The sequence below is a fragment of the Nonomuraea sp. NPDC050451 genome (assembly GCF_044458585.1).
Map to the genome: position 1 here is coordinate 1 of NZ_JBITHZ010000037.1, position 25,817 is coordinate 25,817.

Sequence of the window (25,817 nt, forward strand, 5' to 3'; positions counted from 1 at the left end):
CAGAGGAGTACGAGGCTCTCTACTACGCTCAACACCAACCCAGCGAACCCGCCGGAATCAACCGTTGAGGTCTCCATCAAAGTCGGGGCGGTTCACCCTTGACATCCTGGCGCTATGTGCGTCCCACCAACTTTGTCGGCCTTGGAATTAGACCGGTGGCTGAGGCAAGGCACATGTCTGTGCTCTGTGCCGCGCGCGAATCGTCGATTGCCCTCAAGTACGTAAGGCGACTGGCACGCCGTGGCGATCGTAAGGACCGTATCTGTGTGGTGGCGTGGTAGATCCGGCTGGCGCGTTCAGCCGCTATGGCGGTCTCGGCGTGTGGCGCCCGGCTCGTAGTCCCGCGCCGTCCGGGACTGGCCCCCAGACCGCATGCCTGAGCAGGGGAGATCTTGGGCCAACTGTTCACCGTCCCGGAACCGGTCGCCCTGCTCAGCACCTTGGTTCCGGCTTCCACCTCAGCCGCCTTCGGGCCTGGAGTTGTGTGTAACGAAGCATCCCGGAGCCTGAGGTCCCCGTCGGACGCATAGACCACGGTCACGACATCCGGCAGGCTTGATGGTCATGGAAGTCGGGTTATCCCTTGTGCTGGGGTGATCTTGGTTCTTTGACCTGGAAAACAGAGGTGCAGGTGGGGCATGTTGAGTGCTCGCGAGTCGCCGTGAGTGACCGCAGTTCCCCGCTGCTCTGGCACGCGATCAAGACCGGGGCGTATGCAGCCGGGAAGCGGGGCCTCACTGGAGATGGTCACTTGCGCCGGTCAGGGCATCTTGGGCGAAGTGTCTGCGCGAGAAACGCACACCGGTGGCGCGGGAGGCGAAGGCGAGAGCCCTGGGGACGAGGTTCTCGGTGAGGTCATCACGGTCGAGACCCAGTTCCTGAAGGTGGGGAAGGAGGTTCTCGGGGACTTCTCCGTGGCGATAGGAGTAGCCATACAGGCCGAACTTGGTGATCAAGTCTCCGTCGATGAGGAGGCTGAAATTGTCGCTCTTGATATTGGCAACCACCGTGGCCATGGTCGTGCCCGACGACAGGAGTTCTGGTGCTGCGTCCACAGACGTGCCCCATCCGTAGTCGATCAGAACGGTTCCGCCATCGGCCGCATAAGCTTCGACTCCGAATTCGCCGATGGTCCCCGGGATGACATCGATCCGACGTAGAACCTCGCGGGGAATTAAGCCTTGCACGAAGCTGATGCATAGCCAGGTATCGTCGGCATCATCGGTGAACTCCTGATAGAGCCATGCGTACTCTTCTGCCATGGCGTCGCTCATCTACTCGCCTTTCCTGAAGGATCAAACTCAGACCGATCCTCGCAGGAGGGACCGACATCTTTCTGCCTCCGACCTCGGACGGCGGATCTGTACCGCTAGCTGCTCAAGAAGCACATCACGCCGTATCTCGGCAACGTCTCGCTCGGCGAGCTCTCCACGGCGATGATTCGGCAGTGGCGGGCGGACCTGCTCGGCAAGGGCGTCTCGGTGAGCATGGCGGCCAAGGCATACCGCCTCCGCCGTGCCGTGCTCATGACGGCGGCCGAGGACGACCGGATCATCTCCCGCAACCCGTGCCGGATCCGCGGAGCCGGCGACGAGCACGCCGAGGAGCGGCCGGTCCTCTCTGTGGGGCAGGTCTTCGAACTGGCGGACAAGGTGGGGCGCCGCCCAGTGGGCAGCATCCGAGGGCTCAAGTGAGGCGAGGGGCATCGCATCCGATTCCAGCGGCACGGCGAGATGCGGACGTACTCGGCGGTCTTCCCAACCAGGGCAGAAGCCGAGCGGGCGCTGTGGCGAATGATCGACACGAGACAGGCCGACTGCACCCACGATTGGCGGTACAGGGCTTTCGTGCTCCTGGCCACCTTCGCGAGCCTGCGATGGAGTGAGGTCAGCGCACTACGCCGGATGGATGTCGATCTCAAGGCGCGTACGGTCCGCGTCCGGGTCGCCTTCGTCGAGCGCTCTGCGGGTGGACTGATGCTGGGACCGCCCAGGTCCAAGGCCGGACGTCGGACGGTGGGCATTCCGCAGAGCATCGTCCGCGTCCTCCAAGAGCACATGAACACCTACGTCCAGGACGAGCCGGGCGCCCTCATGTTCCCGGCGGCCAAGGGCGGGCCGATACGCCGGAGTGGCTTCAACACCCGCACTCGCTGGGTGGATGTCGTCACGGAGATCGGCTTGCCAGGGCTTCATTTCCACGACCTGAGGCACACGGGCAACATGCTGGCCGCCGATTCCGGCGCGGGGCTCAAGGACCTCATGGCACGCATGGGACACGACAACGTCCGAGCAGCCATGATCTACCAGCACGCGGTCAGGGGAGCCGACGAGGCGATCACCAACGCCATCGATCGGCAACTCGAATCGCGCGACGATGACGACGACAAGGGCACGGCGGGCGCACTGGTCCCCACAGGGTGATCAAGAGCTAATGGTCCGTCAATGGCCCGCGAAGATCGAACCAGTCCGGAAACAATCAAGGCCCGGGTCGGGATTCATGTCCCCACCTGGGCCTTCACGATGAGAGCGGGTGACGGGAATTGAACCCGCGCTGTCAGCTTGGGAACTCTTTCAAGATCCAGACCTCTGAGCAGGGAAACGCTGACCTGGGCATCTGCGGGTGGAGTGACCGTGAGTGACCGTGACTCCCCGCTGATCGCTCTGCGAACGGGCACGAACCTATGGCCATTCGATGCGAACAAGATAGACCTCTCGCTGCCGGTCCAGGACCACATAGGTGGCGAGACCACGTTCTCCGAACGGGTGCGTAAGCATGTTCGCCCTTGGGTTCTTGGAGTTGTACGGGTCTCCACTCCAAGGAGCGGTCTCCAGCAGCGCGAACAGATCCGCGAGCGGATGCAGTGCGTGATCGGGTAGCGCGGCGATCTGTTCCTCGGCTACGGGATCGATGATGAGCTTGAACACCTAGACATCGATCCCACGAGCAGCAAGGATCTCCCGCCACGGCCTCCCTTGAGGAACGGGTTCGCCGGCAAGAGCCTGCTGAGCGCGGACGTGCATCTGGCGGCGCCCCTCGGGGTCCTTTGCGGTGTCACATGCGGAGATCCACCAGCGGTGCACGAAGGCGTTCAGCGCCCCAAGATCCAGGCTCACCCTGACCTCGTCGAGCACGGCCTTGAGCCCGGCGTCGAAAGCTTCGCGATCTTCCGGGACGACCAGCGCGGCGCGGATGGCCCGCAGGTTCTTCTCAGGCAGAGGCGCGCCAACGGAGATGAAGTCCTGCGGTTGTGCGGTCATGCCCGCTCCCTTCCTTGTCCTCTAGAGACTACAGAGGAGGGGTGACATCCTTCACGCACACGCGAGAGATGGGCCTGCCACAGTATGAGAGTCAGCGGGTGGCGGGAATCGAACCCGCGCTGTCAGCTTGGGAACTGCACGGATCGCAGCACGTGGGGGCTCTGAGCTGGGGGAAAGCCTGGTCCCGAGTGACCGTGATTGACCCCTCGTCACCCTGCCTAATTGCCCGCTAATTGCACGGCGATCAGCTTAACGACCTGGGCTTTCTCGCGCGACGCGCGCACCCTGCGCCCTGATCATCCCGTCTGCCGTCGACCCGGGTCGATGGCGGGCGGGATGATTAGGCTCCCACCTCAGCCGCCTCCGGCCCCAGCAGCAGGCACTTTGGGATCATCCCGGAGTCGGAGGCCCCCACCGGAGGCGGGAGCACTTGTCAAGACTTGTGCATCGACTGGTTGCTGAGTCCGGAACGATGTGGCTTGGCGGGTGGAGAGATCATCCGAGTAGTGGGAACTCGGCGCTTGGGTGCCAGCGGTCGCCGTCGCTGACAAAAAGGCTGACCGACGCCACATTGGCAATGATGGGCAGTCGTGCGGTCAACGCGGCTTCCGCCTCGTCGAGCACGTGCGTCTGCTGGCCGTGGGCGACAGTCAGGTGCGGGATGACCTCCGTGAACTGTCCACCGTAGGGCGGTGCTTCGGGCCACCGTGCCGCGACAGCCTCGGTCAGGACGCGAAACGGCTGGTCGGGTGTCGGTGCGAGGTAGAGCACCTCGGGGAAACGCCGGCACTTGTCGAACCGGACGGTCATCGGGCTGTGCTCGCCGAGCAGTGCTCTGAGTTCGTCGATCACCGTGGTGTCGATGCGATCGGTGTCCAGGAACGGCACAAGCACCGTCACGTGCGCGGGAACCCCTGCCGAGGCAGAGGAATCAAAACGCCGCCGCCAGCGCCCAACCACCGGCTCAGCTTCCTTCACGACGGCCAGCAAGGCCGTCTCGCCTGCTCGGTACTGTCCTGAAGAGCCGTCCGGCATGGTCGGATGATCTCAAGCTTCCTGGCTCGCCCCGCTGACTTGATCAGAAGCCTGTCCGCCCTGCTGGCGTGACTCCTCACAGATGTGTCTGCGCGGCGGCTTCGCCCGGGCCACCCCCATCGTCGAAGGAGAGGGAGCCGCGCAGATGGCGATGCTGTCGGAATCGGTCGATGCCGTCATCGGAGTCGACACTCACCGCGATAGTCACAGTGCCCGCCTGGTCAACCCGGTTGGCGGCGAGCTGGCCGCCATCACTATCACCGCCGACGCCGACGGGTACGCGCATCTGATCCGCTGGGCCGCCCAACACGCGCCCGGACCAAACGTGGTCTGGGCCATCGAAGGCACCCGCAGCCACGGCGCCGGCCTGGCCCGCGCCCTGCGTATCACTGGCCAGCAGGTCATCGAGTCCGATCGGCCCAAACGCGTCAGCCGGCGTGGCAGCGGCATGAACGACGCCCTCGGCGCCCGCCGCGCCGCCCGCGAAGCCCTCGGCTGCGAGCAGAGCGCCATACCCCGCACGGACGGCCCGCGGGAGGCAGCACGCATGCTGCTGGTCACCCGCGAAAGCGCCATCAGCGCACGCACCAGCGCCGTCAACCAGCTCAAGGCCCTCATCCTGACCGCCCCCGAACCACTGTGGCGACGGCTGCGCAGCCTCAAGCGCCAGGCCTTGATCGACGCTTGCCTGCGCCTGCGCCCCGCAGCGGTCGCCGACGCCGAAGAGCGCACCCGCCGCACCGTCATGCAACGTCTGGCCCGCCGCATCCGCAACCTGACCGACGAAGTGCACGCTGCCGAAACCGAGCTGGCCGAACTCGTCGATGAGCACGTCAGCCACCTACTACAGATGCGTGGCGTTGGCGTCATCACCGCCGCCCAATGCTGGGTGTCCTGGTCAGGCCCCGGCCGCTTCCGCAACGAGGCCGCCTTCGCCGCCCTGGCCGGCGTCAGCCCCATCGAGGCCAGCAGCGGCAGACACACCCGCCACCGGCTCAATCCCTTCGGCGACCGAGCGCTGAACCGGGCTCTGCATCACATCGCCCTCACCCTGGAACGCTGCGACCCCGAAACCCGGAACTACCTGGCCAGACGCACCAGCGATGGCAAGACCCGACGCGAAGCCATCCGCTGCCTCAAGCGCTACCTCGCCCGCAAGATCTACCGCGCCCTCGAACACCCGCCCTCAACAGCACAGGCCGCTTGACAAACATAGAAGCGTCACGCGATGGCCGCCTCCATTTCATGACACGGTGGCGAAGAGCGCCCGACCTGGCTTGCAGTGATGACCGTTTCCTGTGCCGGCTCCCGAGGAGGCCAACGGCCATCCAGCGTTACCGATGCGACTCAGGTCAACGAAGGAGCCAACCGTAGGCAAGGGCCGAGCGGTCGGGGAGCTCGAGGGGCGGTAGCCCCTCGACTTGGGGTTTGGGGCGGGAGCCCCAATAGACACAGTCTGAGCTTGATCGGCGCGAAGCGCCCCAGGAGCGAAGGCGATGCAGTCGAGCGGGGCGTGGGGGCCGCGCCCCCACTGAACACTGTCTGAGCTCTTGAGCGCGAAGCGCCCATAGGAGAAGGCCTTGCTTGTGGAGCGGGTGACGGGAATCGAACCCGCGCTGTCAGCTTGGGAAGCTGATGTTCTGCCATTGAACTACACCCGCGTGCGACCCGAAGCCGCGTCCCCCACTGTAGCGGAAACTTGGCGTACAACAGCAATCCCGACCCCGCAGAGTTTCCGATCGGGCGGTAAGTTGCTCACCGTGCTGCTATCTGACCGTGACATCCTTGCCGAGATCGAAGTCGGCCGGCTCGGGCTTGATCCGTTCGACCGGGACATGATCCAGCCCTCCAGCATCGACGTACGGCTTGACCGGTTCTTTCGGGTGTTCGAGAACCACCGCTACCCGCACATCGACCCCTCTGTGGAGCAGCCGGATCTGACGCGGATGGTCGAGCCCGATGGGGATGAGCCGTTCATCCTGCATCCGGGGGAGTTCGTGCTGGCCTCCACCTATGAGGTGGTGACGTTGCCGGATGATCTGGCGTCGCGGCTGGAGGGGAAGAGTTCGCTGGGGCGGCTCGGGTTGCTGACGCATTCGACCGCGGGGTTCATCGATCCGGGCTTCAGCGGGCATGTCACGCTGGAGTTGTCGAACGTGGCCACGTTGCCGATCAAGCTGTGGCCGGGGATGAAGATCGGGCAGTTGTGTGTGTTCCGGCTCAGTTCGCCGGCCGAGCATCCGTACGGGTCCGAGAAGTACGGGTCGCGGTATCAGGGGCAGCGGGGGCCGACGCCGTCGAGGTCGTTCCGGGACTTCCATCGGACCAAGGTTTAATAACGGTCCCCCGGTAAGGTGACAAAAAAGGCACCAAAGTACCCTCTGTCCCGGGTGTTGCACAACATACGCAGGGTAACCAGTAGGAGAAGGGGACATGAAGTTCGCATTTCGCCTGGTAGCCCGTACCCTTTCCACGGACCATCCCCGCACATCTGGAGAACGACGTGCGCCTGCGTCTCACGCCACGTGAGGACAGCTACTACGACCTGTTCGCAGACTCCGCGAACAACCTGGTCACCGCATCCCGTTTGCTGGTAGAGATCATTAGTGACGGATCGGACAGGGAGGCCCTGGCCGAGAAGATGCGTGCTTGCGAGCACGCCGGGGACGAACGCACCCATGCGATCATGAACCGGCTCAATGAGAGCTTTATCACTCCGTTCGACCGTGAGGACATCTACCGACTCGCTTCCAACCTCGACGACGTGATGGACGCCATGGAGGCGGCCTCCGACCTCATCGTCCTGTACCAGCTCGACCACCTGCCGAAGGACGTGGTCAGGCAGGTCGAGGTGCTGGAGCGGGCCGCCGAGCTGACCGCCGAGGCCATGCCGCGGCTGCGGTCCATGAAGAACCTCAACGAGTACTGGATCGAGGTCAACCGCCTGGAGAACCAGGGTGACCAGGTCTACCGGAGGTTGCTGGCCAAGCTGTTCAGCGGCGAGTACGACGCGCTCACCGTCATGAAGATGAAGGAGGTCGTCGACGCCCTCGAAGAGGCGGCCGACGCCTTCGAGCACGTGGCCAACACCGTCGAGTCGATCGCGGTCAAGGAAAGCTAGGCCCAGTAGTGGACCTCACGCTCGCCCTCGTCATCGGCGTGGTCGTCATCTCTTTGGTATTCGACTACACCAACGGGTTCCATGACGCGGCGAACGCCATCGCAACCTCCGTCTCGACCCGGGCCCTGACCCCCAGGGCCGCGCTGTTCATGGCCGCGGCCATGAACTTCATCGGCGCCCACCTGGGCACCCAGGTCGCGCAGACGGTCGGCAAGGGGATCATCGATGCTCCGAACGGCCCCCACGGACTGGTCGTCGTGGCCTCGGCGCTCATCGGTGCGATCTCCTGGAACCTGATCACGTGGTACTTCGGCCTGCCCTCCTCCTCCAGTCACGCGCTCATCGGCGGCCTGGTGGGCTCCGCCCTGGCTTCGGCCAGCGTGGTGCACTGGGACGGCGTGTTCGAGAAGGTCGTCATCCCGATGGTGCTGTCGCCGCTGATCGGGTTCACGCTGGCGGCCTTGATCATGATCGCAATTTACTGGATCTTCCGCAACAGCCAGCCGGGTAAGACCAACCGGGGCTTCCGCTACGCGCAGACCGTTTCGGCCGCCGCCATGGCGCTCGGGCACGGGCTGCAGGACGCGCAGAAGACCATGGGTGTCATCTTCCTGGCACTCACCGTCGGCGGGCTCGCCAACCCGTCCGACCCCATCCCGCAGTGGGTCATCCTGGCCGCCGCCGGGGCGATCTCGCTGGGGACGTACGCGGGCGGCTGGCGCATCATGCGTACGCTGGGCCGGCGCATCATCGCGCTCGACCCGCCCCAGGGCTTCGCCGCGGAGTCGGCGGCGGCGACGGTCCTGTACGGGGCGGCCATCGGGTTCGGGGCGCCGATCTCCACCACGCACACGATCACCTCGGCGATCATGGGTGTGGGGGCCACCAAGCGACTCAGCGCCGTGCGCTGGGGGGTCGCCGGGAACATCGTGACCGCCTGGATCCTGACCATCCCGGCCGCCGCCCTGGTGGCCGCCGTCTCCTACTTCATCCTTCACGCGATCGTGGAGTAGCCGCCTCCCCGGAGGGGGCATACATCACGTCCACGTCCCAGCGGTTGAAGCCGAGGGACTCGTACAACCTGATCGCCGCCGTGTTGGCCTCGTCCACGTACAGCATCGCCTGGGCGAGGCCGCGCGAGCGCAGGTGGCACAGCCCGGCCAGGGTCAGCGTCTTGCCCAGGCCGGTGCCCTGCTGTGTGGGGTCGACGCCCACGACGTACACCTCTCCCAGGGGCTCGTGGCCGTGGGACGAGGAGCCGTGGATCTTCGTCCAGTGGAAGCCGGCGAGCCGGTCGCCGCGGAAGGCCAGGAAGAACCCCTCCGGGTCGAACCAGGGCTCCTGCTCGCGGCGGAGCAGGTCGTCCATCGTCCAGGCGCCCTGTTCGGGGTGGTGGGCGAAGGCGGCGGCGTTGACCTTGAGCCAGGCCTCCTCGTCCTGACCCGGTACGAACGTGCGCAGCAGTACCCCGTCGGGCAGGGCGGAAGCCTCAAGAGGGGCGAAGAGGGAGCGGCGCATCTGCCAGAGCGAGCGCACCCGCTCGAAGCCGAACGCGGCCGCCAGCGCCCCGGCGCCCTCGTGGTCGCCGTGCGCCCACAGGCGCGGCCGCCCGTCCGCCAGCTCCACGACCGCGCTCAGCAGGCGCGCGCCGTGGCCCTGACGGCGGTGGGCGGGGTGGATGACGAGTTCGGCGCTCGGGCCCTCGACCTCGTCCGTCGGGTCGATGTGGGCGTAGCCCACGAGCGTGCCGTCCGCCTCCAGGAGCAGGGACCGGGCCTGCGGGTCGCCGCCGTAGCGGAGATGGAGCATCACGTGCTCGTTGAGCGGGCGGACGCCGTCGGCCTCCGTCGCCGCCTCCACCAGGCCGAGCACCGCGGCGACCTCGGTGTCATCGAGCCGTCCCCTGACCTTCACATGCTCGCCCACAGGCCCTCCTTCGCTGTGAGCGATCAGGTGGCGCCAATCCCCCTCGTTCGCTCACAGAACGAACTCTAGGCGCATGACTGGCAAATAACGCCATGTGACAACCTGGCAAATCGTTACCTTTGCGCCATTGGCTGCATAGGTTCCCAACGTAACGTCTTGGGCCATGACGTCTCGTTCCTTCCTCCGGCTGGCGCTGGCCGGAGCCGTCGCCTCGGGTGCGGTCATGCTCGCCACGCTCCCGGCGGATGCGAGCAAAGCCCCTCGTACGGTGCCCGTACGGCTGCTCGCGCTCAACGACTTCCACGGCAACCTCGAACCCCCCACCGGATCCTCGGGCCGCATGGTGGACGAGCACGGCCAGACCGTGGACGCCGGTGGCGCCGCGTACGTCGCCACGCACATGAAGGCGCTGGCCGACAAGAACACCATCGCCGTGGCCCAGGGCGACCTCATCGGGGCGACGCCGCTGATCTCGGCGGCCTACCACGACGAGCCGTCGGTCGAGTTCCTGGGCAAGCTGGGGCTCAAGGTGGCCGCGGTGGGCAACCACGAGTTCGACGAGGGCTACACCGAGCTGCGGCGCATCATGAAGGGCGGCTGCCACCCGGTGGACGGCTGCTCGCCCGCCGGCCCGTGGAAGGGCGCGCAGTTCGACTACGTGGGCGCGAACGTCCTGTTCAAGAACGCCAACGAGAAGACCGACGCGCTCGCCGCCCTCGGGGGCTCGAACTCGCCGCAGGTCAAGCAGGTCCTGTCGGACTGGGGCGTGCCCGCGCTGCCGCCGGTCAGCATCAAGTGGATGAACGGCATGCCGATCGGCTTCATCGGCCTCGTCACCCAGACCACGCCGAGCATCGTCACGGCCGAGGGGATCAAGGACCTCAAGTTCGTGGACGAGGTGAAGGCCGCGAACGTCGCCTCGAAGCTGCTCAAGCTCGTCGGGGTGAAGGCGCAGGTCGTACTGGTGCACGAGGGTGACCAGGTGAACGCGGGCCAGTCGCCCGACGCGTGCAGCGCCATCCCGGGGGCGGGCAACCGCATCGCCACGCAGGTGGACCCGGAGATCGACATCGTGCTCAGCGGGCACTCCCACCAGGCGTACCTGTGCAAGGTCAAGGACCCGGCGGGCAACGACCGCGTCTACTCGCAGGGCGGCTCGTTCGGGCGGGTCATCACGCAGGTGGACCTGAACGTGAACGTCAAGACGCGGGACATCGACCGGGCCTCGATCGTCGCCGACAACCACGTCGTGACCCGGACAGTTACCCCGGATCCCGAAATTTCGACTTTCGTGCAGACGTGGAAGGACCGCGTCGCGCCTGTCGCCAACAAGGCCGTCGGCAAAATCACCGCCGACATCACGAACACGGCCGCGCCCTCCGGCGAGTCCGCCCTCGGCGACCTGATCGCCGACGGCCAGCTGGCCGCCACGAAGACCGGCGGCAACGCCCAGATCGCCCTGATGAACCCGGGCGGCGTGCGGGCTTCCCTGACGTACGCGACCTCCCCGGCGAACGAGGGCGACGGCGTCGTCACGTACGGCGAGGCGTTCACCGTGCAGCCGTTCAACAACCTCATGCAGGTCGTCACGCTGACGGGTGCCCAGCTCAAGACGGTGCTCGAGCAGCAGTTCACCGGCGGGCCCAACAACCAGCCGTTCACCAAGATCCTGCAGCCGTCGTCGAACTTCACCTACACCTACAGTCGCGGCGCCGCCTGGGGCTCCAAGGTGTCGGACATGAAGATCGACGGGGTGCCGGTGACGGACACGCAGTCGATCCGGGTCGCCGCGAACAACTTCCTCGTGGGCGGCGGTGACGCCTTCGCCGCCTTCAAGGACGGCACCGACCTGTGGAGCGGGCCGCTGGACATCGACGCCTTCGTCGACCGCCTCGGCAAGGACAACCCCATCGCCCCGCCGGCCGTCAACCGGATCACCGCCGTCGGCTGACGCCTCTTTCCCTCCGGCCCGCCCGTTTCCTCTCGGGCGGGCCGCCCCTTTTCCCGCCGCACGTGGCGCTCTTCGCTCGGGGTCCTTCCCGCCGCACGTGGCGCTTTTTCATCCCGTACGGCAAAGCACGGCCGGCACCACCCGCCGCCCGTGGCTGAGGGCCTCCAGGGCGACGCCCGCTGACCCGCACGGGGCCGGCCGCCGCAACGGCGCCCCCATCAGACCTTCCACGCCAGCCACTTACGCGCCACCTCCTCCTCCAGGTCCACCCCATGATGGTGGGCCATGAGGACCACGTGGCACAGCACGTCGGCCAGCTCCTCCCGGAAGCCCGCGTCCAGCTCGTCCGCCGTGCGACCCTTGGTCCTGGCGCGGCCCGAGCGCATGAGGAACGCCTGGGTCAGCTCGCCGATCTCCTCCTGGAGCTTGAGCAGGAACCAGGTGTCGTCGCGCTCGATCCCGAGCTTGTCCGCGTACCGGCTGGAAATGGGTTCGATCTCGGCGGCGAGCTGGCGCAGATCCATGGGCGCGAGCCTACGGCAGGCCGCGTCAGATCAGGGCTCCCCGTAAAGGGGGAGGGTGACCACGAAGCGGGCCCCGGGGGAGTGATCGGCGAGGGTGAGGGTGCCGCAGTGGGCCGCGGCGATGTCGCGTGAGAGGGCCAGGCCCAGGCCGCTGCCGCCCTTGTCCTTGGCCCTGGCGGGGGCCAGGCGGGTGAAGCGTTCGAAGACGCGTTCCCGGTCCTGCGGTGGGATGCCGTCGCCGTCGTCGGTCACCGTGACGATCACCTTGCCGCCTTCCACGGCCACTTCCAGGTCGATCCGGGTGGCGGCGTGCCGGGTGGCGTTGTCGAGCAGGTTGGTCAGGAGGCGGTCGAGCTGCATGGGCGAGCCGTAGACCGGGGCCGAGACGCACAGGTCGGGGAGGATGGGCACCCGGCTGCCCGCACGGCGGCGGATCTGGTCCTCGGCCACGCGGACCAGGTCAACCACGCGGCGCTCGCTGACCGCGCCGGCGTCCAGCCGGGCCAGCATCAGCAACTCGTCGATGATGCCGGTCAGGCGGTCGGCGGCGGCCAGCGCCTGCTCGCCGGTGGCCTGCCAGTCCGTCTCGTCGGGGTAGGCGTTGGCCAGCTCCAGCTGGGCGCGCAGGGCGGAGATGGGGCTGCGCAGCTCGTGGGAGGCGTCGGCGACGAAGCGGCGCTGGGTCTCGGCGGAGCGCTCGAGGCGGTCGAGGGTGTCGTTGGTGGTGGTGGCCAGGTCGGTGATCTCGTCGCCGGTGTCGGGCACGGGCACGCGCCTGCTGAGGTCCTGGCCGGTGATCTCGGCCATTTCCGCACGGATGCGTTCCACGGGGCGCAACGCGGACCCGACCGTGATCCAGGTGATGCCCGCCACGCTCACCAGGATGAGCGGAGTGCCAATGAACACCAGGACATATATCCAGTTGAGGGCACGGTCCACGTCGGTCAGCGAGGACGCCCCGTAGACCGTCACAGTGCCCTGAGGGGTCCACGCCAGCAGGGCCATGACGAGGTAGTGGGTCTCGGGCTCGTCGGGGTTGCGGGACACGGTGCGCTCGGCGTAGCGGACGGTGTTGGGCCAGGCGGGCTTGAGATCCGGCAGCCACAGGCTCTGGGCCGGTCCGGGGCTGCTCGCGAGCAGCCTGCCGTCCGCCGAGACCACCTGGAGGAAGTGAACGCGTGACGGCGTCTCCAGCACCCGGGGCAGGTGTCCCGTGCGCGCCTCGGCGGCGACCCGCCGTACGGCCAGCTCGACCCTCGTCTGGACCATGTTCCGCAGGTTGTCGGGCACGGTGGCGAGCGTGATGGCGGCGGTCGCGATGAAGACCAGGGCCGCTATCAAGGTCGCGACCGTGGTCAGGCGTGCGCGGATCGAGCGTGGAAACAGCCGTCTCACCATCCCATCCCGTCCCAACTGCATCACTGTCTGTGACATTTACCCGCGCACGGCCGACGCCACCGGCGCAACCTGGGCTTTCGCTGGTGGCGATTCCGCTGAGGGCGTGCACACCTAGCGCGCCTGGACCCGGCGGGCCATGTTGGATGCCATGAAACTTTTGGTGCTGGGCGGCACGGAGTTCGTGGGGCGGGCGTTCGTCGACGAGGCGGTGGCGCTGGGCTGGGAGGTGACGACGTTCAACCGCGGCACCCACGAGCCGAGGGCCGGCGTGACGGCGCTGCGCGGCGACCGGACGGCCCCGGGCGGGCTGGCGGCGCTGGAGCGCGGGGAGTGGGACGTGGTGGTCGACACCTGGTCGTGGGCGCGGGCCGCGGTCGGTGCGGCCGCGTCGCTCCTGGCCGGCCGGGCCGGCCATTACGTCTACGTGTCGAGCCGGTCGGTGTACGCGCCGCCGGTGCCGTTCGGCGCGGACGAGAGCGCCCCCGTCGTGGCGGTGGCGGCGGACGACGGCGACGGCGACTACGCCAAGAACAAGGCGGGGGCGGAGCTCGGGGCGGTCGCGGCGTTCGGTGACCGGGCGCTGCTGGCCCGCGCGGGCCTGATCCTGGGCCCGCACGAGAACATCGGACGCCTGCCCTGGTGGCTGAGCCGGATCGCCCGCGGCGGCCCGGTGCTCGCCCCGGAGCCGCGCGACCTCGGCCTGCAGTACATCGACACCCGCGACCTGGCCCTCTGGTGCCTGGCGGCGGCCGAGCGCGGGCTCGGCGGGGCCTATGACGTGGTGAGCCCGCCGGGATTCGCGACGATGAGGCAGCTCCTGGAGACCTGCGTCAAGGTGACCGGATCGGACGCCGAGCTGCGCTGGCTGGCGGCCGAGCAGATCCTGGCGGCGGGCGTGCAGCCGTGGACGGACCTGCCGATCTGGCTGGTGGGCGAGGACCACGACTTCATGCACGGGGGCGACGTGTCCAAGGCGGTGGCGGCGGGCCTGCGCTGCCGTCCGCTGGAGGAGACGGTGGCCGACACGTGGGAGTGGCTCCAGAGCATCGGCGGCCGGCCCCCGATGCGCCCGGACCGGCCGAGCGTCGGCCTCGCCCCGGAGCTGGAGGCCCGGCTGCTGAGCCAGGCGCAATGATCATCCGGAAATGGTGACGGCCACCCCGGCCTCCTCCGCGGGCTCTCGTCAGAGAACGAAGGAAGGCTCGTGATGGCCGCGGCAACAGTCTGCCTCCCGAGAGGTGACCGCCGCAGCCAATTCCGACAAATGGTCTCGACTTCCCGCAAGCCATCATGTCGTTATGAGCACGTTGGTCTACATACGCGGCTGGCTGGAGTTCTCGGGTCAACGATCCGAAGCGGAGCGGATCATCCGGCAGGGCGAGACGGAGGGCTGGGCCTTCCCCGAAGGGGGCTGGCTCGACGCCGCCTGCTACGCGCGTGCCGTCCGCGAGAGCGACGCCGACGAGGTTCTCGCGCGGATCCGTCAGATCGCCGCTCTGCCCGCGGACGCGGACGGTGACCGCGTCTGTGGCCTCTTCCTCGTGTTCCACGAGGTCGAGGGGCAGCAGGAGTGGCAGGTCCGCGACGGCGGCGTCCTCGTCGGCCGGGCCTCGCCACGTTACGACTATCTGTGGAAATAGGTCACCGGGCCGCGGCGCGGCCGGCCTGGCGGCCGGAGAAGAGGCAGCCGCCGAGGAAGGTGCCTTCGAGGGCGTTGTAGCCGTGGACGCCGCCACCGCCGAAGCCCGCGATCTCGCCCGCCGCGAACAGGCCGTCGACGGGCTCGCCGGACGGCCCCAGGGCGCGGGAGTCGAGGTCGGTCTGGATGCCGCCGAGCGTCTTGCGCGTGAGCACGTGGAGCATGACCCCGATCAGCGGCCCGGCGGCGGGATCGAGGATCCGGTGCGGGGCGACGGTCCGGCCCAGCTTGTCGCCGAGGTAGCGGCGGGCGTTGCGGATGCCCTGGATCTGGGAGTCCTTGCTGAACGGGTTGGCCACCTGCAGGTCGCGCGCCTCGATCTGGCGGCGCACGAGGTCGGCGTCGAGCAGGGGTTCGAGCGTCAGCTGGTTCATCTTGGCGACCAACTCGTCCAGGCTGCCGGCCACGACGAAGTCGGCGCCGTTGCGCTTGAACGCCTCCACCGGGGCGGGCGCGCCCTTCCCGAGGAGGCGCTCCCGGAGGAACGCCTTGCGGTCGTTGCCGGTGATGTCGGGGTTCTGCTCGGAGCCCGACAGCGCGAACTCCTTCTCGATGATCTTCTGGGTGAGCACGAACCAGGAGTGGTCGTGGCCGGTGCCACGCAGGTGCCGCAGCGTGCTCAGCGTGTCGTAGCCGGGCAGGCAGGGGTCGGGCAGCCGCTGCCCCAGCGCGTCGAACCACATGGAGGAGGGGCCGGGCAGGATCCGGATGCCGTGGCCCGGCCAGATCGGGTCCCAGTTGCGCAGGCCCTCCGTGTAGTGCCACATGCGGTCGCGGTTGACCAGCCGTACCCCGGCCTCGGCGCTGATGTCGAGCATCCGGCCGTCCACGTACGCCGGCACGCCCGTGACCATGCTCTCCGGCGCGCTGCCCATCCGCTCCGGCCAGTAGCGGCGCACCAGGTCGTGGTTGCCGCCGATGCCGCCGCTGGTGATGATCACCGCCGGTGCCGTCAGCTCGAACTCGCCGATCTTGTCGCGGTTGGAGGCCACTCCTCGCGGCGAGTCGTCCTCGGCCAGCAGCGTGCCACGCACGCCCTGTACGGCTCCGCCGCTGACGATCAGTTCGTCCACCTGGTGGCGGTGGTGGAAGGTGACCAGCCCGCTGTCGGCCGCCTGCCGGACCATGCGGACGAACGGCTTCAGCACGCCCGGCCCCGTCCCCCAGGTGACGTGGAAGCGCGGCACGGAGTTGCCGTGACCGTCCGCGCGCAGGTCGCCCCGCTCCGCCCAGCCGACCGTGGGCAGGAACCTGATGCCCAGGCCGTCGAGCCAGGCCCGCTTCTCCCCGGCGGCGAACTCGACGTAGGCCCGCGCCCACCGCACGGCCCAGGAGTCCTCGTCCTCCAGGCGGTCGAACTGGGCGCTGCCCTGCCAGTCGTTCCAGGCCAGCTCGAAGGAGTCCTTCACGCCCATCCGCCGCTGCTGCGGGGAGTCGACCAGGAACAGGCCCCCGAACGACCAGAAGGCCTGGCCGCCCAGGTTGGCGGCGTTCTCCTGGTCGACCACGGCGACCTTCTTGCCCCGGGAGGTCAGTTCGCAGGTCGCCACCAGGCCGGCCAGCCCGGCTCCGACGACGATGACGTCAGCGTTCATGCGCCGATGATTCCATCTGATCAGCACGCGCCATAAGCCGCCTGGGTCCTGATTTCGGGCGCGTGCCCCGGGCCGTCAGACAGCAGGGCCCGGCCGCCGTCGCCGGACTGCTGCCGGACGGCGGCCGGGCCCTGTCGCCGCGGCCGGAGATTCACGTCTTTCTTCTGCTCGCCGTTCCTCCTTTGGCAGAGGCGCGCGTCGAAGCCGCGCCCCCGGTCGGGCTGGGAGAGAGATGATGCTCCAAAGCCTTCATGATCTCGGGTGCCAGGACCTCTGCCAGCGCGGGCGCGAGAGCGTCCGCCAGCGCGGACGACAACACCTGCGTGAGCAGGATCCTTTCCATCGGCGAGGCCTTCGACGCCGTACGCGATGTCGACGACAGGGCCGATTCGATCAGGCTCGCCATGGGATCCACACCGCGTGCGCGGGCTTTGGTGGTCTGGCCGGACTCGCTGAGGATGTCGCGGATGAGGTCGTCGATCATGGACTCCAGAGGGTTGTGCTCGGATGAGTTACCGGTTTGCTCCGGCGCCATGAGGTGCTCCTTTACGGTCGGTGTGAGCCGCCCCCCGGTTCCCCTTGCCGGGAAACCGGGAGACGGCGTTCTTCCCTGCGGTCCAGCGGGCGCGGTTATCGGGACGCAAGGGCGGCCAGCATCAGCGGCTGTTCGATGCCGCCTTCTTCGCCGCCTTCTGTACGGCGGCGCATGAGCGCGGCGAGCAGGAGGGGGTTTTCGATGATGTTCGTTCCGCTTTCCTTGCGGCGGCGCATGAGCGCGGCGAGGAGGAGCGGGTGCTCGATGCCGCTTTCTTCGCCTTCTGTGCGGCGGCCGCGCATGAGCATGGCGAGCAGGAGGGGGTGCTCGATCATGCTCGTTCCGCCTTCTCTGCGGCGGCGCATGAGCGCGGCGAGGAGGAGCGGGTGCTCGATGCCGCTTTCTTCGCCTTCTGTGCGGCGGCCGCGCATGAGCATGGCGAGCAGGAGGGGGTGCTCGATCATGCTCGTTCCGCCTTCTCTGCGGCGGCGCATGAGCATGGCGAGGAGGAGCGGGTGCTCGATGCCCACCTCGGTGGTCTCCTCGCGGCGGGTCGCGAGTGCGGCGAACATCAGCTGCTCGAACGCCTCCCGCTCCTCGGTTTCGCGCTCAGTCGTCTCGGTACGCTCTGCGGTCTGGGTCATCTGATTCCCTTTCAGGCATGGTGGTGTTGCCGGAGATGCATGCGAGCGATACCCGCGAGCGATAGGCCCCATTCACCAAAAGAGCGTGTCGTACGGTTCCTGACCTGGCCTTTTACGTGGATCGTGCGAACACGAACGCAAGGGTCCAGGGAGGGCTAGGACTATTGATGTAGAACGTCTAGGACCGGCGACCGATCCGGGACGGCCCTCGCGCGTGCTGATACTCCTCGACATGTCGATCGCCTTCGCGCAGCGCCAGTCGGGCGTGCGGCCGTTTCTCGTCGGGATGTTCGTGGACGCCCTGGGCAGCGGCCTGTACTACCCGCTCACCTTGCTGTTCATCCACCGGGTCACCGGCCTGCCCATGACCGTGGTCGGGCTGGGGGTGACGGCGGCGGCCGCGGTGGGGCTGGCCGCCAATCCGGTGGCCGGCGTGCTCATCGACCGGTTCGACGCGCGGCGGGTGCTGATGGGTACGTACGTGCTGCGCGGGCTCGGCTTCGCCGCGTACCCGTTCGTGGACGGCTTCGCCGCGCTGATCGTGGTCGCCGCGGTGGTCGCGTTCGGAGATCGGGCCTACTATCCCGCCTCCGGCGGCTACATCTCGGTCCTGGCCACGGGCGCGGACCGGGACCGGCTGTACGCGCTGATGTCGACCGCCAGGAACGTCGCGTTCGGCCTGGGCGGGCTGCTGTCGGCCGGGGTGGTGTCGCTGGGCGGCACGACCGGCTTCGTGATCATCGCGTCGGTCAACGCGGCCAGCTTCGTCGTGGCCAGCGCGTGCCTGGTCCTGTCGGGGCGGCGCGCACCGGTGGAGCCGGCGACCCCGGAGCCGGGCGGGTACCGGCGGGTGCTGGCGGACCGGCCGTTCCTCGGGCTGGTGGCCGCCGAGCAGGCGTTCACGCTGACGCGCCTGGTCCTTCCGGTCGCGCTGCCGGTGTACGCCGTCACGGTGCTCGGAGCCCCCGCCTGGCTGCTGGGCCTGCTGTACACGCTCAACACGATCCTGGTGGCGGTGGGCCAGCTCGCGGTGCGGCGACGGCAGCGCGCCGCCCGCCGTACCCATGCCATGGCCCTCGGCGGGGCGGTCCTGATCGTGTCGTGCGTCGCGTACGCCGCGGCGGCCGCCTTTCCCCCCGGACCGCCGCGCGTCATCGCCCTGGTGGCGGCCACCCTCGTCTTCACGGCGGGTGAGCTGATGCACGCCACCCCGTCATGGGCCCTGGCCGCGGCGGCGGCGCCGGCCGCCCTCCGCGGCCGCTACCTGGCGATCCACCAGCAGACCTGGGCCATCGGCAACGTCGTCGCCCCGGCCGCCTTCTCGGCCCTGCTGGGCGCCGCGCCCTGGCTGCTGTGGGGCACGCTCACCGTCCTGCTCGCGCTGGCCGGCGTCACCCTCCTGCGCCTCTCCCGCCGCCTCCCAGCCGACGCCGTCGCCGCCCCGGGCGCCTGACGCGGACGCCTCGGGTTGACCTTGACGCGACGTCAACGTGTCTAATCGGGGGCGACCGCGCCGAGAGAGCCGAGAGTGGGGGACCGATGGTCAGAGCCGCGCTGCGGATCGTGGTGTTCGAGCTGAAAGGCCTGCTGGCCATCGGGCAGTGGATCGTCCGGCGCCGTGATGGCGTGCCGGAGGGGGCGACCGTCGTGACGTACGCGAAGGCGCAGACGTTCATGCTGTCGCTGATGCTGTTCGCGATGGCGGTCGAGACCGTGGTGGTCGATCTGCTGCTGGTCGCGCTCGACGTGCCGCCGTGGCTGCGGTTCACGGTGCTGATCGGCGACGTGTACGGGCTGCTGTTCGGGGTCATGCTGGCCGCCGCCTGTGCCACCAGGCCGCATGTCATCACCTCGGACGAGCTGCGCATCCGGTTCGGCGTGTACGTCGACGTACGCGTACCCGTTGAGCGGATCGCCGCCGTGCGGACCAGTCGCAACTACAACGAGAGCAGCATGGTCACCGTCAAGGACGGGCGGCTCAGCGTGGCGGTCTCCTCGCAGACGAACATGACGGTCGAGCTGACCGAGCCGGTCGCCTTCGTGCGCCCGTTCGGTCGGCGCGGGGAGGCCACCTCGATCCGGTTCTTCGCCGATGAGCCGGAGAAGGTCATGGCGGCGTTGCGTACAGACCGGACTGCCGCCTGATCCGAGGAGGGCCGGGCCGCAACGGGCCCGGCCCTCCGAGTGGTTAGCGGGTGATCTTGACGTCGTCCACGCCGGCCTCCACCAGGGAGGCGCCCGAGGCGTCGGCGGCGTCGATGAGGATGCGGACCGTCTGGCCCGCGAACGCGTTCAGGCCGGCCGTGGCCGTGGTCCAGGCGCCGTTGCGGTTGGACGCGGCGCCCGCCTGGTTCAGGACCGTCGTGGTGGTGCTGCCGACCACGCGGACCCGGAAGTAGTCGGCGCTGGAGGCGTTCGAGCCGTGCGCCAGGTACCACGAGAACGACAGGTTCAGCGGACCCGTGGACGGGAGCGTGATCGGGGGCGACTGGATCGAGGTGACGCCGCCGTCGATGTCGAAGTCACCGGCGGCCGAGCCTGCCAGGCGGCCCGTGACCAGGTCGTTCGTGCCGCTGACCGTGGTGCCGAGCTGCTTGGCGCCGCTGGAGGTGGTGGCCTCGGGGTCGCCGCGCTCCCACTGTCCGGTGGTGGCGGTGTCGGTGCTCGACGGGTTGACCGTCCAGCCCGTGGCGGTCTCGAACGTGTCCTGCCAGACCACGACGGGCGGTACGGCGGTGGCGATCGTCCACACCGAGTACGCGATCGCGTCGGCGTTCCGGTCAAGCGCGGTGTCGTTGATGTTGGACGAGGTGTCGCAGGAGCGGTGGTAGCAGACGTCGAACGCCTGCCCCGCGGTGCCGCCCCACAGCGTGGCCTGGGCCGAGCTCTTGATGCCCTCCGCGCCCGTGAACGTGCCGCCCGCCGGGATGCCGACCGCGATGAACGGGCCGTAGTCGGAGCGGCCGTCGAAGTCGGTGCCCCGGGTCGGCACGCCGATCGACGTGAAGTAGTCCTGGAGGACCTTCTCCAGCTCCGCGGACCCGGCCGGGCCGGGACCTGAGCCGGTGCCGTCCGAGTTGTCGCCGTCGTAGAGGAAGTATCCGGGGTTCGGGGAGCCGACCATGTCGAAGTTCAGGTACCCCTTGATCCGCGCCCGGTCCGCGGCCGGCAGGTTGTTCACGTAGAACTGTGACCCGCGCAGCCCCAGCTCCTCCGCGCCCCACCAGGCGAAGCGCAGGTGCTTGGACGGCTGGAGCGCCTGGCGCGACACCTCGAGCGCGGTCTCCAGGATGGACGCGCTGCCCGAGCCGTTGTCGTTGATGCCGGGACCGGCGGTGACGCTGTCGAGGTGCGCGCCGACCATGAGGATGTCGTTGGGGTCACCGCCAGGCCAGTCGGCGATCACGTTGTAGCCGGTGGCGCCGTTGTAGGTGAACGACTGGAGCGTGGTGGTGAAGCCTGCGGCGTCCAGTTGTCCGCGTACGTAGTTCGCGGAGGCCAGGTAACCCGGGCGGCCGTGTGCCCGGTTGCCGCCGTTGGCGGTGGCGATGGACTGGAGCTGGGTGAGGTGGGCCTTGACGTTGGTGAGGGAGATGTTCGGGGCTGCTGCCGCCTGGGCCGGCACGCCCGTCAGGGCGGCGATGGCCAGGGATAACGCTGTTGCCGCGACGATGATCGATCGCATTGCGGCGCCTCCATCCGAGGTCGAGGGTGGAAGATCCCGAGATGGTGCTGTGGTGCCAAGGTGGTGCCAAGGTGGTGCCCGGGTGGGCAGAGGTGCTGCCCACCCGGTGTGGAGCCGTCAGGCCGCCGTCTTGGCGGCCAGGGGCGCCGCTGCCGCGGGGGCGGTGCGCGGCGGGATGGAGCGCAGGTCGAAGGCGAAGCGGGCGACGGAGTCCGCGATCGCGTCCAGGTCCACGTCCAGCGCGGTGTCGTTGATGTTGGCGATCGTGTCGCACGCCTGGTGGTAGCAGGCGTCGTACGCGACCCCCGCCGTGCCGCCGAACAGCGCCGCCTCCTCGGCCGTCTTGATGCCCTCGGCGCCCGTGAAGATCCCGCCCGCCGGGATGCCGACGTCGATGAACGGGCCGTAGTCGGAGCGCCCGTCGAAGTCGGTGCCGACGGTGGGCAGGTTGCGCGAGCCGTAGAAGGCTTCAAGCTGCTTCTCGATCTGGGCGGATCCGGGCGGACCGGCCGGGGAGCCCTCGTTGTCGGAGTTGTCCCCGTCATACAGCTTGTACGCGTAGTTGGGCGAGGCCACCATGTCGAAGTTCAGGTAGACCCGGATCCGGTCGCGCTGCGTCTCCGACAGCGACGCGACGTACTGGTCCGACCCGAGCAGCCCGATCTCCTCGCCCGCCCAGAAGCCGAAGCGGACCTTGTTCTTCACCGGGTAGAGCGCCATCTCCTCGGCGATCTCCAGGATGGACGCGGAGCCCGAGCCGTTGTCGTTGATGCCGGGACCGGCGGGCACGCTGTCGAGGTGGGCGCCGACCATCACCACGTTGCGCGGGTCGCCGAAGCGCGACTCCGCGATCACGTTGTCGTTGGTGCCGAGCACGAGGGTGGAGTCCACCTTGAGCCGCACGGTCGTCCCGGCCGCGGCCGCCAGCTCGTTGCCGACCGCGAAGTCGGCGAAGACCATCGGGACCCCGGCCCGCCACTCGCCGATGTCGAGCGGGAACGCGTCGGTCCGGCCCGGCTGGCCCTCGTTGAACACGATGATCCCGGACGCCCCGGCGCGGCCCGCGTTGCGGATCTTCAGGGCGAAGGCGCACGTGCCGCGCTGGATGAGCGCGATCCGGCCGGCCACGAACCCGGCGAAGTCGGACGCCTCACAGCCGCTGGTCGAGGTGGGCGTCGGGGTCGGCGGCAGGGTCAGGTCCACGGCCTGGACCTGCGCGGTCACGTCACCCGCGGGGGAGGGCTCGAAGGAGAAGAAATCCTCGTTCGGCACGTACGTCTTCGAGCTCGGCGCGGTGAGGTTGAGCGTGGGCGGGGAGTTCTCGGTCCAGCTCTCGACGAAGTTGATCGGCTGGAGTGTGACCTTGTATCCGGCCTTGCGTAGTTTGCCCGCCACGTAGTCGCGAGAGGCGTCGTAGCCGGGTGTGCCCGCGGCGCGGTTGCCGCCGTTGGCGTCGGCAATGGCCTGCAGGGCGTCGAGGTGCTTCTTGGCGTTCGGGCCCTTCACCTGCTTGACGAGCAACTTGGCGAAGAGGTCGTCAAGGCCGCCGGCGTTGGCCGGGGTGGTCAGAGCCAGTGGTAGGGCCAGTGCGGTGATCAGTGCGATGGCGATTCGACGCATAAGGGTTCCCCTGGTGGACGAATGCGATGATTCCCCCGAGCCGCCACGTGAACGTAACCCGGCAGAGGATCACTGAGAAGGCCCACTAGGGCGTCAATATCCGGACATATCCGGTTAGGGTCACTCGGCGCGGCGGGCGCGGGCGCGCCGCTTGCCCTCGTGCATCGCCTGTACGCGGGCGACCGGGATCGTGTGCCCCTCCTCGACCAGGTCGGCGGGCAGCCGCTGCGGCTCGGGCATGGACTCGGCCCACGGGTCCGCGTCCTTGAGCAGCCCGGCCGCCGTGTGCACGGTGAAGTCGGAGGGCACGACCTGATCGAGCGACTCCCACGCCACGGGGAACGACACGGGCGCGCCGGGGCGTACGCGAGGGCTGTAGGCGGCCGCCACCGTGGCCCCGCCCGCCCTGGTCGAGTCGATGAACACCTTGCCCGCGCGGTCCTCCCGGATGAACGCCGTGGTCGCCAGCGCCGGGTCCACCCGCTCGGCCCGGGCCGCCAGCGCGCGCGTGGCCGCGGCCAGGTCCTCCATGCCCGTCCCCTCGGCCACGGGCACGAACACGTGCACGCCCTTCGCCCCGCTGGTCTTCACCGCGCCCGCCAGCCCGGCGTCGTCCAGGGCCTGGCGCACCAGGAAGGCCCCGCGCACGGCCAGCTCGAAGGAGTCGCTGCCGTCGGGCGGGTCGAGGTCGAGGATCATGTGGGTGGGATGAGAGCCCACGAACAGCCCCGGGTGATACTCCACCGCCCGCTGGTTGGCGAACCAGAGCAGCGTCCTGCGGTCGTTGCAGAGCGCGTACGTCACCTGCCTGCGTGACGCCTCGGCCCACACGGAGACCGACTGCACCCATTCGGGGGCGTACTTGGGCAGGTTCTTCTGCATGAACGGCTCCTGCCCCGGCCGTACGCGGATGACCGAGAGCGCCCGGTCACGCAGGACGGGGATGATCCGGTCGCTGACCGCGTCGAGGTAGTCGACCAGGTCGCGCTTGGTCGCACCTGCCCCGTCGAACAGGGGCTGGTCGAGGTTGGTGAGCGCCACCCCGTCACGTGTCTCATCGCCGGCCACCCGACCTACGATGCCCATGACGTGCGTCCGAGGTCAACAACTGGAGCCCGATGACTCGCTACCTCTACCTCACCCGCCACGGCGAGGCCACGCCGGACGAGACCGGCCTGACCGCGAACGGCCGGCGCCAGGCCGCGCTGCTCGGCGAGCGGCTGAAGGATGTCCCCCTCTCCGCCGTCCACCACGGCCCGCTCCCGAGGGCCGCCCAGACCGCGCGCCTGATCGCCGAGCACCTTCCCGGTGTGCCCGTGCGCGTCTCGGAGGCGGCCGGGGACTACGTCCCGTACGTGCCGCCGAAGGAAGAGCTGCCCCCGGAGCACGCGGACCGGTTGCTCGGCTTCCTCGCCCAGTTCCCGGAGGACGGCGGCGCGCGGCTCGCCCGCCAGGCCGAGGAGCTGTTCACGGGTCCGGTGGAGGAGACGCGCCACGAGCTCGTCGTCACGCACAACTTCCTGATCGGCTGGCTCGTCCGCGAGGCCCTGGACGCCCCCGGCTGGCGCTGGCTCGGGCTCAACCACTGCAACGCCGCCCTGACCGTCATCCGGTACGCGTCCGACCGCCCGTTCTCCGTGCTCTTCTTCAACGACATGGAACACCTGCCGCCCGAGCTCAGGTGGACCGGATTCCCGCCCGAGCTGCGCCTATAGGCGCGCCGTACCAGCTCCTCGCAGGCTGGGCAGCGCGGCCCGCCGCCCGCTGAGCAGCAGGAGCAGCGCCTGTACGGGCCCTTCGACCACGTCTCCTTCGCCCGCCGACCAGTCCACGTCCGTGGCCACGAGCCGGAGCCCGCGCAGGCGCCGCTGCGGATGGAAGGGGAAGCCGCGCTCCCAGATGTGCACGGCGCAGGCGCGGGCCGCCTCCAGCGGCATGGCCCGGTCGAGGCCGAGCGGCACGGCGATGTCCTGGGCGTGGACCAGCACGTCGAAGAGCGGGTCGAGCGGCTTGGTCGTCGGCGCCCGGCGGTGCGAGGTGGCCGACTCGCGCACCTGCGCGACGATCTCGCCGGTCGGCAGCCTGGCGTGACGTACCGCCGTGTCGTGGACGGCGCGATCGAAGCTCCCGCGAGCCCGGACGAAGTCCACCATCGCCCGAGGGACGCTCACCCTGGTCGCGAGCGCGAGGTGGGCGGCCACGTCGCGAACCCGCCAGCCCTCGCAGAGCGACGGCCGCTCCCAGTCGTCCGCGGGCAGCGAGCCGAGCAGGTCGGCCACGCCGCGCCGCTCGATCTCGAGGGCGGCCCAGATGTCTTCCTGGTTCATCGCACTCCCCCAGTTGCTAAGGTGGCCTTAATATAAGGCTTCCTGAGTAATTGGAGAAGGGGCTTGGCCGCCACACATCCACCGCACGTCATAGCCCTGCTCTACGAGGCGTACCTGCGCCTGCAGGACGTCGTGCTCGACGTGGGCAGGACGTACGACGACCGCGTCCGGCCCGCGCACTCGGCGGTGTTCTTCCACATGGAGCACGACGGCATCCGGCTGAGCAGGCTCGCGGAGAAGGCGCAGATGACCCCGCAGGCGATGGGGGCGCTGGTCGACGACCTGGAGGAGCTGGGCTACCTGCGCCGGGTGCCCGATCCGGCCGACCGCCGCGCCAAGCTCATCGAGTTCACCGAGCGCGGCGACGAGGCGCTGAGGGTCGGCTACACCGCGATCGACGGCGTCGAACGACGCCTGGCGGCCCTGCTCGGCGAGGACGGCCTCGCCGAGCTGAACGCCACGTTGAGCCGCGTCATCGACGCCTTCTGAGGGGCTTT

At 68.8% G+C, this 25,817-nt stretch carries 27 protein-coding genes and 1 tRNA gene; 13 read left to right on the forward strand and 15 right to left on the reverse strand.

From position 1 onward, the window contains the following. Nucleotides 1-734: 734 nt before the first annotated feature. Complete coding sequence (locus ACIBI9_RS54580; RefSeq protein ID WP_397235354.1) at nucleotides 735-1,274, reverse strand: DUF6461 domain-containing protein; 540 nt, start codon at nucleotides 1,272-1,274, stop codon at nucleotides 735-737. 162 nt (nucleotides 1,275-1,436) lie between these two features. Here ACIBI9_RS54580 and ACIBI9_RS54585 point away from each other — a divergent pair, with 162 nt between their 5' ends. Further along, entirely contained in the window at nucleotides 1,437-1,694 is a 258-nt protein-coding gene (locus ACIBI9_RS54585) for a hypothetical protein (RefSeq protein WP_397235355.1), read from the forward strand. Nucleotides 1,695-1,793: 99 nt separating this feature from the next. Beyond that, nucleotides 1,794-2,423: a tyrosine-type recombinase/integrase gene (locus ACIBI9_RS54590; protein WP_397235356.1), complete on the forward strand. Its 630-nt coding sequence runs from the start codon at nucleotides 1,794-1,796 to the stop codon at nucleotides 2,421-2,423. A gap of 258 nt (nucleotides 2,424-2,681) precedes the next feature. Here the strand turns inward: ACIBI9_RS54590 and ACIBI9_RS54595 are convergent, their stop codons facing one another. The 3 genes from ACIBI9_RS54595 to ACIBI9_RS54605 all read right to left on the reverse strand — a co-directional run bounded on the left by ACIBI9_RS54595 (nucleotide 2,682) and on the right by ACIBI9_RS54605 (nucleotide 4,295). Continuing rightward, a complete protein-coding gene (locus ACIBI9_RS54595; protein WP_397235357.1) occupies nucleotides 2,682-2,927 on the reverse strand; it encodes a hypothetical protein in 246 nt (81 codons plus the stop codon). Further along, a complete protein-coding gene (locus ACIBI9_RS54600) occupies nucleotides 2,928-3,260 on the reverse strand; it encodes a DUF6247 family protein (protein ID WP_397235358.1) in 333 nt (110 codons plus the stop codon). Between the two features lie 495 nt (nucleotides 3,261-3,755). Further along, the gene (locus tag ACIBI9_RS54605) at nucleotides 3,756-4,295 is read right to left on the reverse strand and encodes a 2'-5' RNA ligase family protein (protein ID WP_397235359.1); all 540 of its coding nucleotides are present in this window, start codon (nucleotides 4,293-4,295) and stop codon (nucleotides 3,756-3,758) included. Between the two features lie 145 nt (nucleotides 4,296-4,440). Here ACIBI9_RS54605 and ACIBI9_RS54610 point away from each other — a divergent pair, with 145 nt between their 5' ends. Continuing rightward, the gene (locus ACIBI9_RS54610; RefSeq protein ID WP_397235360.1) at nucleotides 4,441-5,502 is read left to right on the forward strand and encodes an IS110 family transposase; all 1,062 of its coding nucleotides are present in this window, start codon (nucleotides 4,441-4,443) and stop codon (nucleotides 5,500-5,502) included. A 380-nt stretch (nucleotides 5,503-5,882) separates the two neighbouring features. On the opposite strand, the gene ACIBI9_RS54615 is transcribed toward ACIBI9_RS54610, so the two are convergent. After that, nucleotides 5,883-5,956, reverse strand: a tRNA-Gly gene (locus ACIBI9_RS54615). A gap of 99 nt (nucleotides 5,957-6,055) precedes the next feature. Here ACIBI9_RS54615 and dcd point away from each other — a divergent pair. From dcd to ACIBI9_RS54630, 3 genes are all read left to right on the forward strand, one after another. Then, nucleotides 6,056-6,631, forward strand: a complete 576-nt coding sequence (gene dcd, locus ACIBI9_RS54620; RefSeq protein WP_318787641.1) for a dCTP deaminase — start codon at nucleotides 6,056-6,058, stop codon at nucleotides 6,629-6,631. Nucleotides 6,632-6,798: 167 nt separating this feature from the next. Then, nucleotides 6,799-7,416: a DUF47 domain-containing protein gene (locus tag ACIBI9_RS54625; RefSeq protein WP_043625094.1), complete on the forward strand. Its 618-nt coding sequence runs from the start codon at nucleotides 6,799-6,801 to the stop codon at nucleotides 7,414-7,416. A gap of 8 nt (nucleotides 7,417-7,424) precedes the next feature. After that, nucleotides 7,425-8,429: an anion permease gene (locus tag ACIBI9_RS54630; RefSeq protein ID WP_397235361.1), complete on the forward strand. Its 1,005-nt coding sequence runs from the start codon at nucleotides 7,425-7,427 to the stop codon at nucleotides 8,427-8,429. On the opposite strand, the gene mshD is transcribed toward ACIBI9_RS54630, so the two are convergent. Then, nucleotides 8,404-9,342, reverse strand: coding sequence for a mycothiol synthase (gene mshD / locus ACIBI9_RS54635; protein ID WP_397235362.1), 939 nt, complete (start codon nucleotides 9,340-9,342; stop codon nucleotides 8,404-8,406). The genes ACIBI9_RS54630 and mshD overlap by 26 nt on opposite strands. 163 nt (nucleotides 9,343-9,505) lie before the next feature. Between mshD and ACIBI9_RS54640 the strand changes: the two genes are divergently transcribed. Then, nucleotides 9,506-11,293 (forward strand): bifunctional metallophosphatase/5'-nucleotidase, encoded by a 1,788-nt coding sequence (locus tag ACIBI9_RS54640; RefSeq protein ID WP_397235363.1) that lies wholly within the window; start codon nucleotides 9,506-9,508, stop codon nucleotides 11,291-11,293. Between the two features lie 218 nt (nucleotides 11,294-11,511). On the opposite strand, the gene ACIBI9_RS54645 is transcribed toward ACIBI9_RS54640, so the two are convergent. Both ACIBI9_RS54645 and ACIBI9_RS54650 read right to left on the reverse strand, forming a co-directional pair. Further along, a complete protein-coding gene (locus ACIBI9_RS54645) occupies nucleotides 11,512-11,817 on the reverse strand; it encodes a pyrophosphatase (RefSeq protein WP_394503605.1) in 306 nt (101 codons plus the stop codon). A 30-nt stretch (nucleotides 11,818-11,847) separates the two neighbouring features. After that, nucleotides 11,848-13,215: a sensor histidine kinase gene (locus ACIBI9_RS54650; RefSeq protein ID WP_397235364.1), complete on the reverse strand. Its 1,368-nt coding sequence runs from the start codon at nucleotides 13,213-13,215 to the stop codon at nucleotides 11,848-11,850. A gap of 148 nt (nucleotides 13,216-13,363) precedes the next feature. Between ACIBI9_RS54650 and ACIBI9_RS54655 the strand changes: the two genes are divergently transcribed. After that, nucleotides 13,364-14,350, forward strand: a complete 987-nt coding sequence (locus tag ACIBI9_RS54655) for an NAD-dependent epimerase/dehydratase family protein (protein ID WP_397235365.1) — start codon at nucleotides 13,364-13,366, stop codon at nucleotides 14,348-14,350. Between the two features lie 163 nt (nucleotides 14,351-14,513). Continuing rightward, entirely contained in the window at nucleotides 14,514-14,855 is a 342-nt protein-coding gene (locus tag ACIBI9_RS54660; RefSeq protein ID WP_397235366.1) for a hypothetical protein, read from the forward strand. 1 nt (nucleotide 14,856) lies between these two features. Here ACIBI9_RS54660 and ACIBI9_RS54665 read toward each other — a convergent pair whose 3' ends face one another. The 3 genes from ACIBI9_RS54665 to ACIBI9_RS54675 form a co-directional block, all read right to left on the reverse strand. Continuing rightward, the gene (locus ACIBI9_RS54665) at nucleotides 14,857-16,509 is read right to left on the reverse strand and encodes an FAD-binding dehydrogenase (protein WP_397235367.1); all 1,653 of its coding nucleotides are present in this window, start codon (nucleotides 16,507-16,509) and stop codon (nucleotides 14,857-14,859) included. A 151-nt stretch (nucleotides 16,510-16,660) separates the two neighbouring features. Continuing rightward, entirely contained in the window at nucleotides 16,661-17,044 is a 384-nt protein-coding gene (locus ACIBI9_RS54670) for a hypothetical protein (protein WP_397235368.1), read from the reverse strand. 95 nt (nucleotides 17,045-17,139) lie between these two features. Beyond that, entirely contained in the window at nucleotides 17,140-17,688 is a 549-nt protein-coding gene (locus tag ACIBI9_RS54675; protein ID WP_397235369.1) for a hypothetical protein, read from the reverse strand. A 232-nt stretch (nucleotides 17,689-17,920) separates the two neighbouring features. Between ACIBI9_RS54675 and ACIBI9_RS54680 the strand changes: the two genes are divergently transcribed. Both ACIBI9_RS54680 and ACIBI9_RS54685 read left to right on the forward strand, forming a co-directional pair. Next, nucleotides 17,921-19,141 (forward strand): MFS transporter, encoded by a 1,221-nt coding sequence (locus tag ACIBI9_RS54680; protein ID WP_397235370.1) that lies wholly within the window; start codon nucleotides 17,921-17,923, stop codon nucleotides 19,139-19,141. Nucleotides 19,142-19,227: 86 nt separating this feature from the next. Beyond that, complete coding sequence (locus tag ACIBI9_RS54685) at nucleotides 19,228-19,833, forward strand: hypothetical protein (protein WP_397235372.1); 606 nt, start codon at nucleotides 19,228-19,230, stop codon at nucleotides 19,831-19,833. Between the two features lie 43 nt (nucleotides 19,834-19,876). On the opposite strand, the gene ACIBI9_RS54690 is transcribed toward ACIBI9_RS54685, so the two are convergent. The 3 genes from ACIBI9_RS54690 to ACIBI9_RS54700 all read right to left on the reverse strand — a co-directional run bounded on the left by ACIBI9_RS54690 (nucleotide 19,877) and on the right by ACIBI9_RS54700 (nucleotide 24,061). Next, nucleotides 19,877-21,373 carry a M28 family peptidase gene (locus tag ACIBI9_RS54690; RefSeq protein WP_397235373.1) on the reverse strand — a complete coding sequence of 499 codons (1,497 nt, stop codon included), beginning with the start codon at nucleotides 21,371-21,373 and terminating at the stop codon, nucleotides 19,877-19,879. 117 nt (nucleotides 21,374-21,490) lie between these two features. Continuing rightward, a complete protein-coding gene (locus ACIBI9_RS54695; protein WP_397235374.1) occupies nucleotides 21,491-22,993 on the reverse strand; it encodes a M28 family metallopeptidase in 1,503 nt (500 codons plus the stop codon). A gap of 120 nt (nucleotides 22,994-23,113) precedes the next feature. Further along, nucleotides 23,114-24,061: a DNA polymerase domain-containing protein gene (locus tag ACIBI9_RS54700; RefSeq protein WP_397235375.1), complete on the reverse strand. Its 948-nt coding sequence runs from the start codon at nucleotides 24,059-24,061 to the stop codon at nucleotides 23,114-23,116. Between the two features lie 50 nt (nucleotides 24,062-24,111). Here ACIBI9_RS54700 and ACIBI9_RS54705 point away from each other — a divergent pair, with 50 nt between their 5' ends. Continuing rightward, a complete protein-coding gene (locus ACIBI9_RS54705; protein WP_397235376.1) occupies nucleotides 24,112-24,708 on the forward strand; it encodes a histidine phosphatase family protein in 597 nt (198 codons plus the stop codon). On the opposite strand, the gene ACIBI9_RS54710 is transcribed toward ACIBI9_RS54705, so the two are convergent. Further along, a complete protein-coding gene (locus ACIBI9_RS54710; RefSeq protein ID WP_397235377.1) occupies nucleotides 24,703-25,320 on the reverse strand; it encodes a maleylpyruvate isomerase family mycothiol-dependent enzyme in 618 nt (205 codons plus the stop codon). The genes ACIBI9_RS54705 and ACIBI9_RS54710 overlap by 6 nt on opposite strands. 63 nt (nucleotides 25,321-25,383) lie before the next feature. On the opposite strand from ACIBI9_RS54710, the gene ACIBI9_RS54715 reads away from it, so the two are divergent. Next, on the forward strand, nucleotides 25,384-25,809 hold the full coding sequence (locus ACIBI9_RS54715) for a MarR family winged helix-turn-helix transcriptional regulator (RefSeq protein WP_397235378.1): 426 nt from the start codon (nucleotides 25,384-25,386) through the stop codon (nucleotides 25,807-25,809). The last annotated feature ends 8 nt before the right edge of the window (nucleotides 25,810-25,817 follow it).

What these genes read in the sequence shown, in the direction of transcription:
- ACIBI9_RS54585 (WP_397235355.1), top strand. Translation starts at nt 1,437, where the DNA reads ATGATTCGGCAGTGGCGGGCGGACCTGCTCGGCAAGGGCGTCTCGGTG.
- ACIBI9_RS54665 (WP_397235367.1), bottom strand. Translation starts at nt 16,509, where the DNA reads ATGAACGCTGACGTCATCGTCGTCGGAGCCGGGCTGGCCGGCCTGGTG.
- ACIBI9_RS54680 (WP_397235370.1), top strand. Translation starts at nt 17,921, where the DNA reads ATGTCGATCGCCTTCGCGCAGCGCCAGTCGGGCGTGCGGCCGTTTCTC.
- ACIBI9_RS54710 (WP_397235377.1), bottom strand. Translation starts at nt 25,320, where the DNA reads ATGAACCAGGAAGACATCTGGGCCGCCCTCGAGATCGAGCGGCGCGGC.
- ACIBI9_RS54655 (WP_397235365.1), top strand. Translation starts at nt 13,364, where the DNA reads ATGAAACTTTTGGTGCTGGGCGGCACGGAGTTCGTGGGGCGGGCGTTC.
- ACIBI9_RS54660 (WP_397235366.1), top strand. Translation starts at nt 14,514, where the DNA reads ATGAGCACGTTGGTCTACATACGCGGCTGGCTGGAGTTCTCGGGTCAA.
- ACIBI9_RS54600 (WP_397235358.1), bottom strand. Translation starts at nt 3,260, where the DNA reads ATGACCGCACAACCGCAGGACTTCATCTCCGTTGGCGCGCCTCTGCCT.
- ACIBI9_RS54695 (WP_397235374.1), bottom strand. Translation starts at nt 22,993, where the DNA reads ATGCGTCGAATCGCCATCGCACTGATCACCGCACTGGCCCTACCACTG.
- ACIBI9_RS54675 (WP_397235369.1), bottom strand. Translation starts at nt 17,688, where the DNA reads ATGACCCAGACCGCAGAGCGTACCGAGACGACTGAGCGCGAAACCGAG.
- ACIBI9_RS54605 (WP_397235359.1), bottom strand. Translation starts at nt 4,295, where the DNA reads ATGCCGGACGGCTCTTCAGGACAGTACCGAGCAGGCGAGACGGCCTTG.
- ACIBI9_RS54610 (WP_397235360.1), top strand. Translation starts at nt 4,441, where the DNA reads ATGGCGATGCTGTCGGAATCGGTCGATGCCGTCATCGGAGTCGACACT.
- ACIBI9_RS54590 (WP_397235356.1), top strand. Translation starts at nt 1,794, where the DNA reads ATGATCGACACGAGACAGGCCGACTGCACCCACGATTGGCGGTACAGG.
- ACIBI9_RS54670 (WP_397235368.1), bottom strand. Translation starts at nt 17,044, where the DNA reads ATGGCGCCGGAGCAAACCGGTAACTCATCCGAGCACAACCCTCTGGAG.
- ACIBI9_RS54580 (WP_397235354.1), bottom strand. Translation starts at nt 1,274, where the DNA reads ATGAGCGACGCCATGGCAGAAGAGTACGCATGGCTCTATCAGGAGTTC.
- ACIBI9_RS54645 (WP_394503605.1), bottom strand. Translation starts at nt 11,817, where the DNA reads ATGGATCTGCGCCAGCTCGCCGCCGAGATCGAACCCATTTCCAGCCGG.
- ACIBI9_RS54690 (WP_397235373.1), bottom strand. Translation starts at nt 21,373, where the DNA reads ATGCGATCGATCATCGTCGCGGCAACAGCGTTATCCCTGGCCATCGCC.
- ACIBI9_RS54640 (WP_397235363.1), top strand. Translation starts at nt 9,506, where the DNA reads ATGACGTCTCGTTCCTTCCTCCGGCTGGCGCTGGCCGGAGCCGTCGCC.
- ACIBI9_RS54705 (WP_397235376.1), top strand. Translation starts at nt 24,112, where the DNA reads ATGACTCGCTACCTCTACCTCACCCGCCACGGCGAGGCCACGCCGGAC.
- ACIBI9_RS54650 (WP_397235364.1), bottom strand. Translation starts at nt 13,215, where the DNA reads ATGGTGAGACGGCTGTTTCCACGCTCGATCCGCGCACGCCTGACCACG.
- ACIBI9_RS54685 (WP_397235372.1), top strand. Translation starts at nt 19,228, where the DNA reads ATGGTCAGAGCCGCGCTGCGGATCGTGGTGTTCGAGCTGAAAGGCCTG.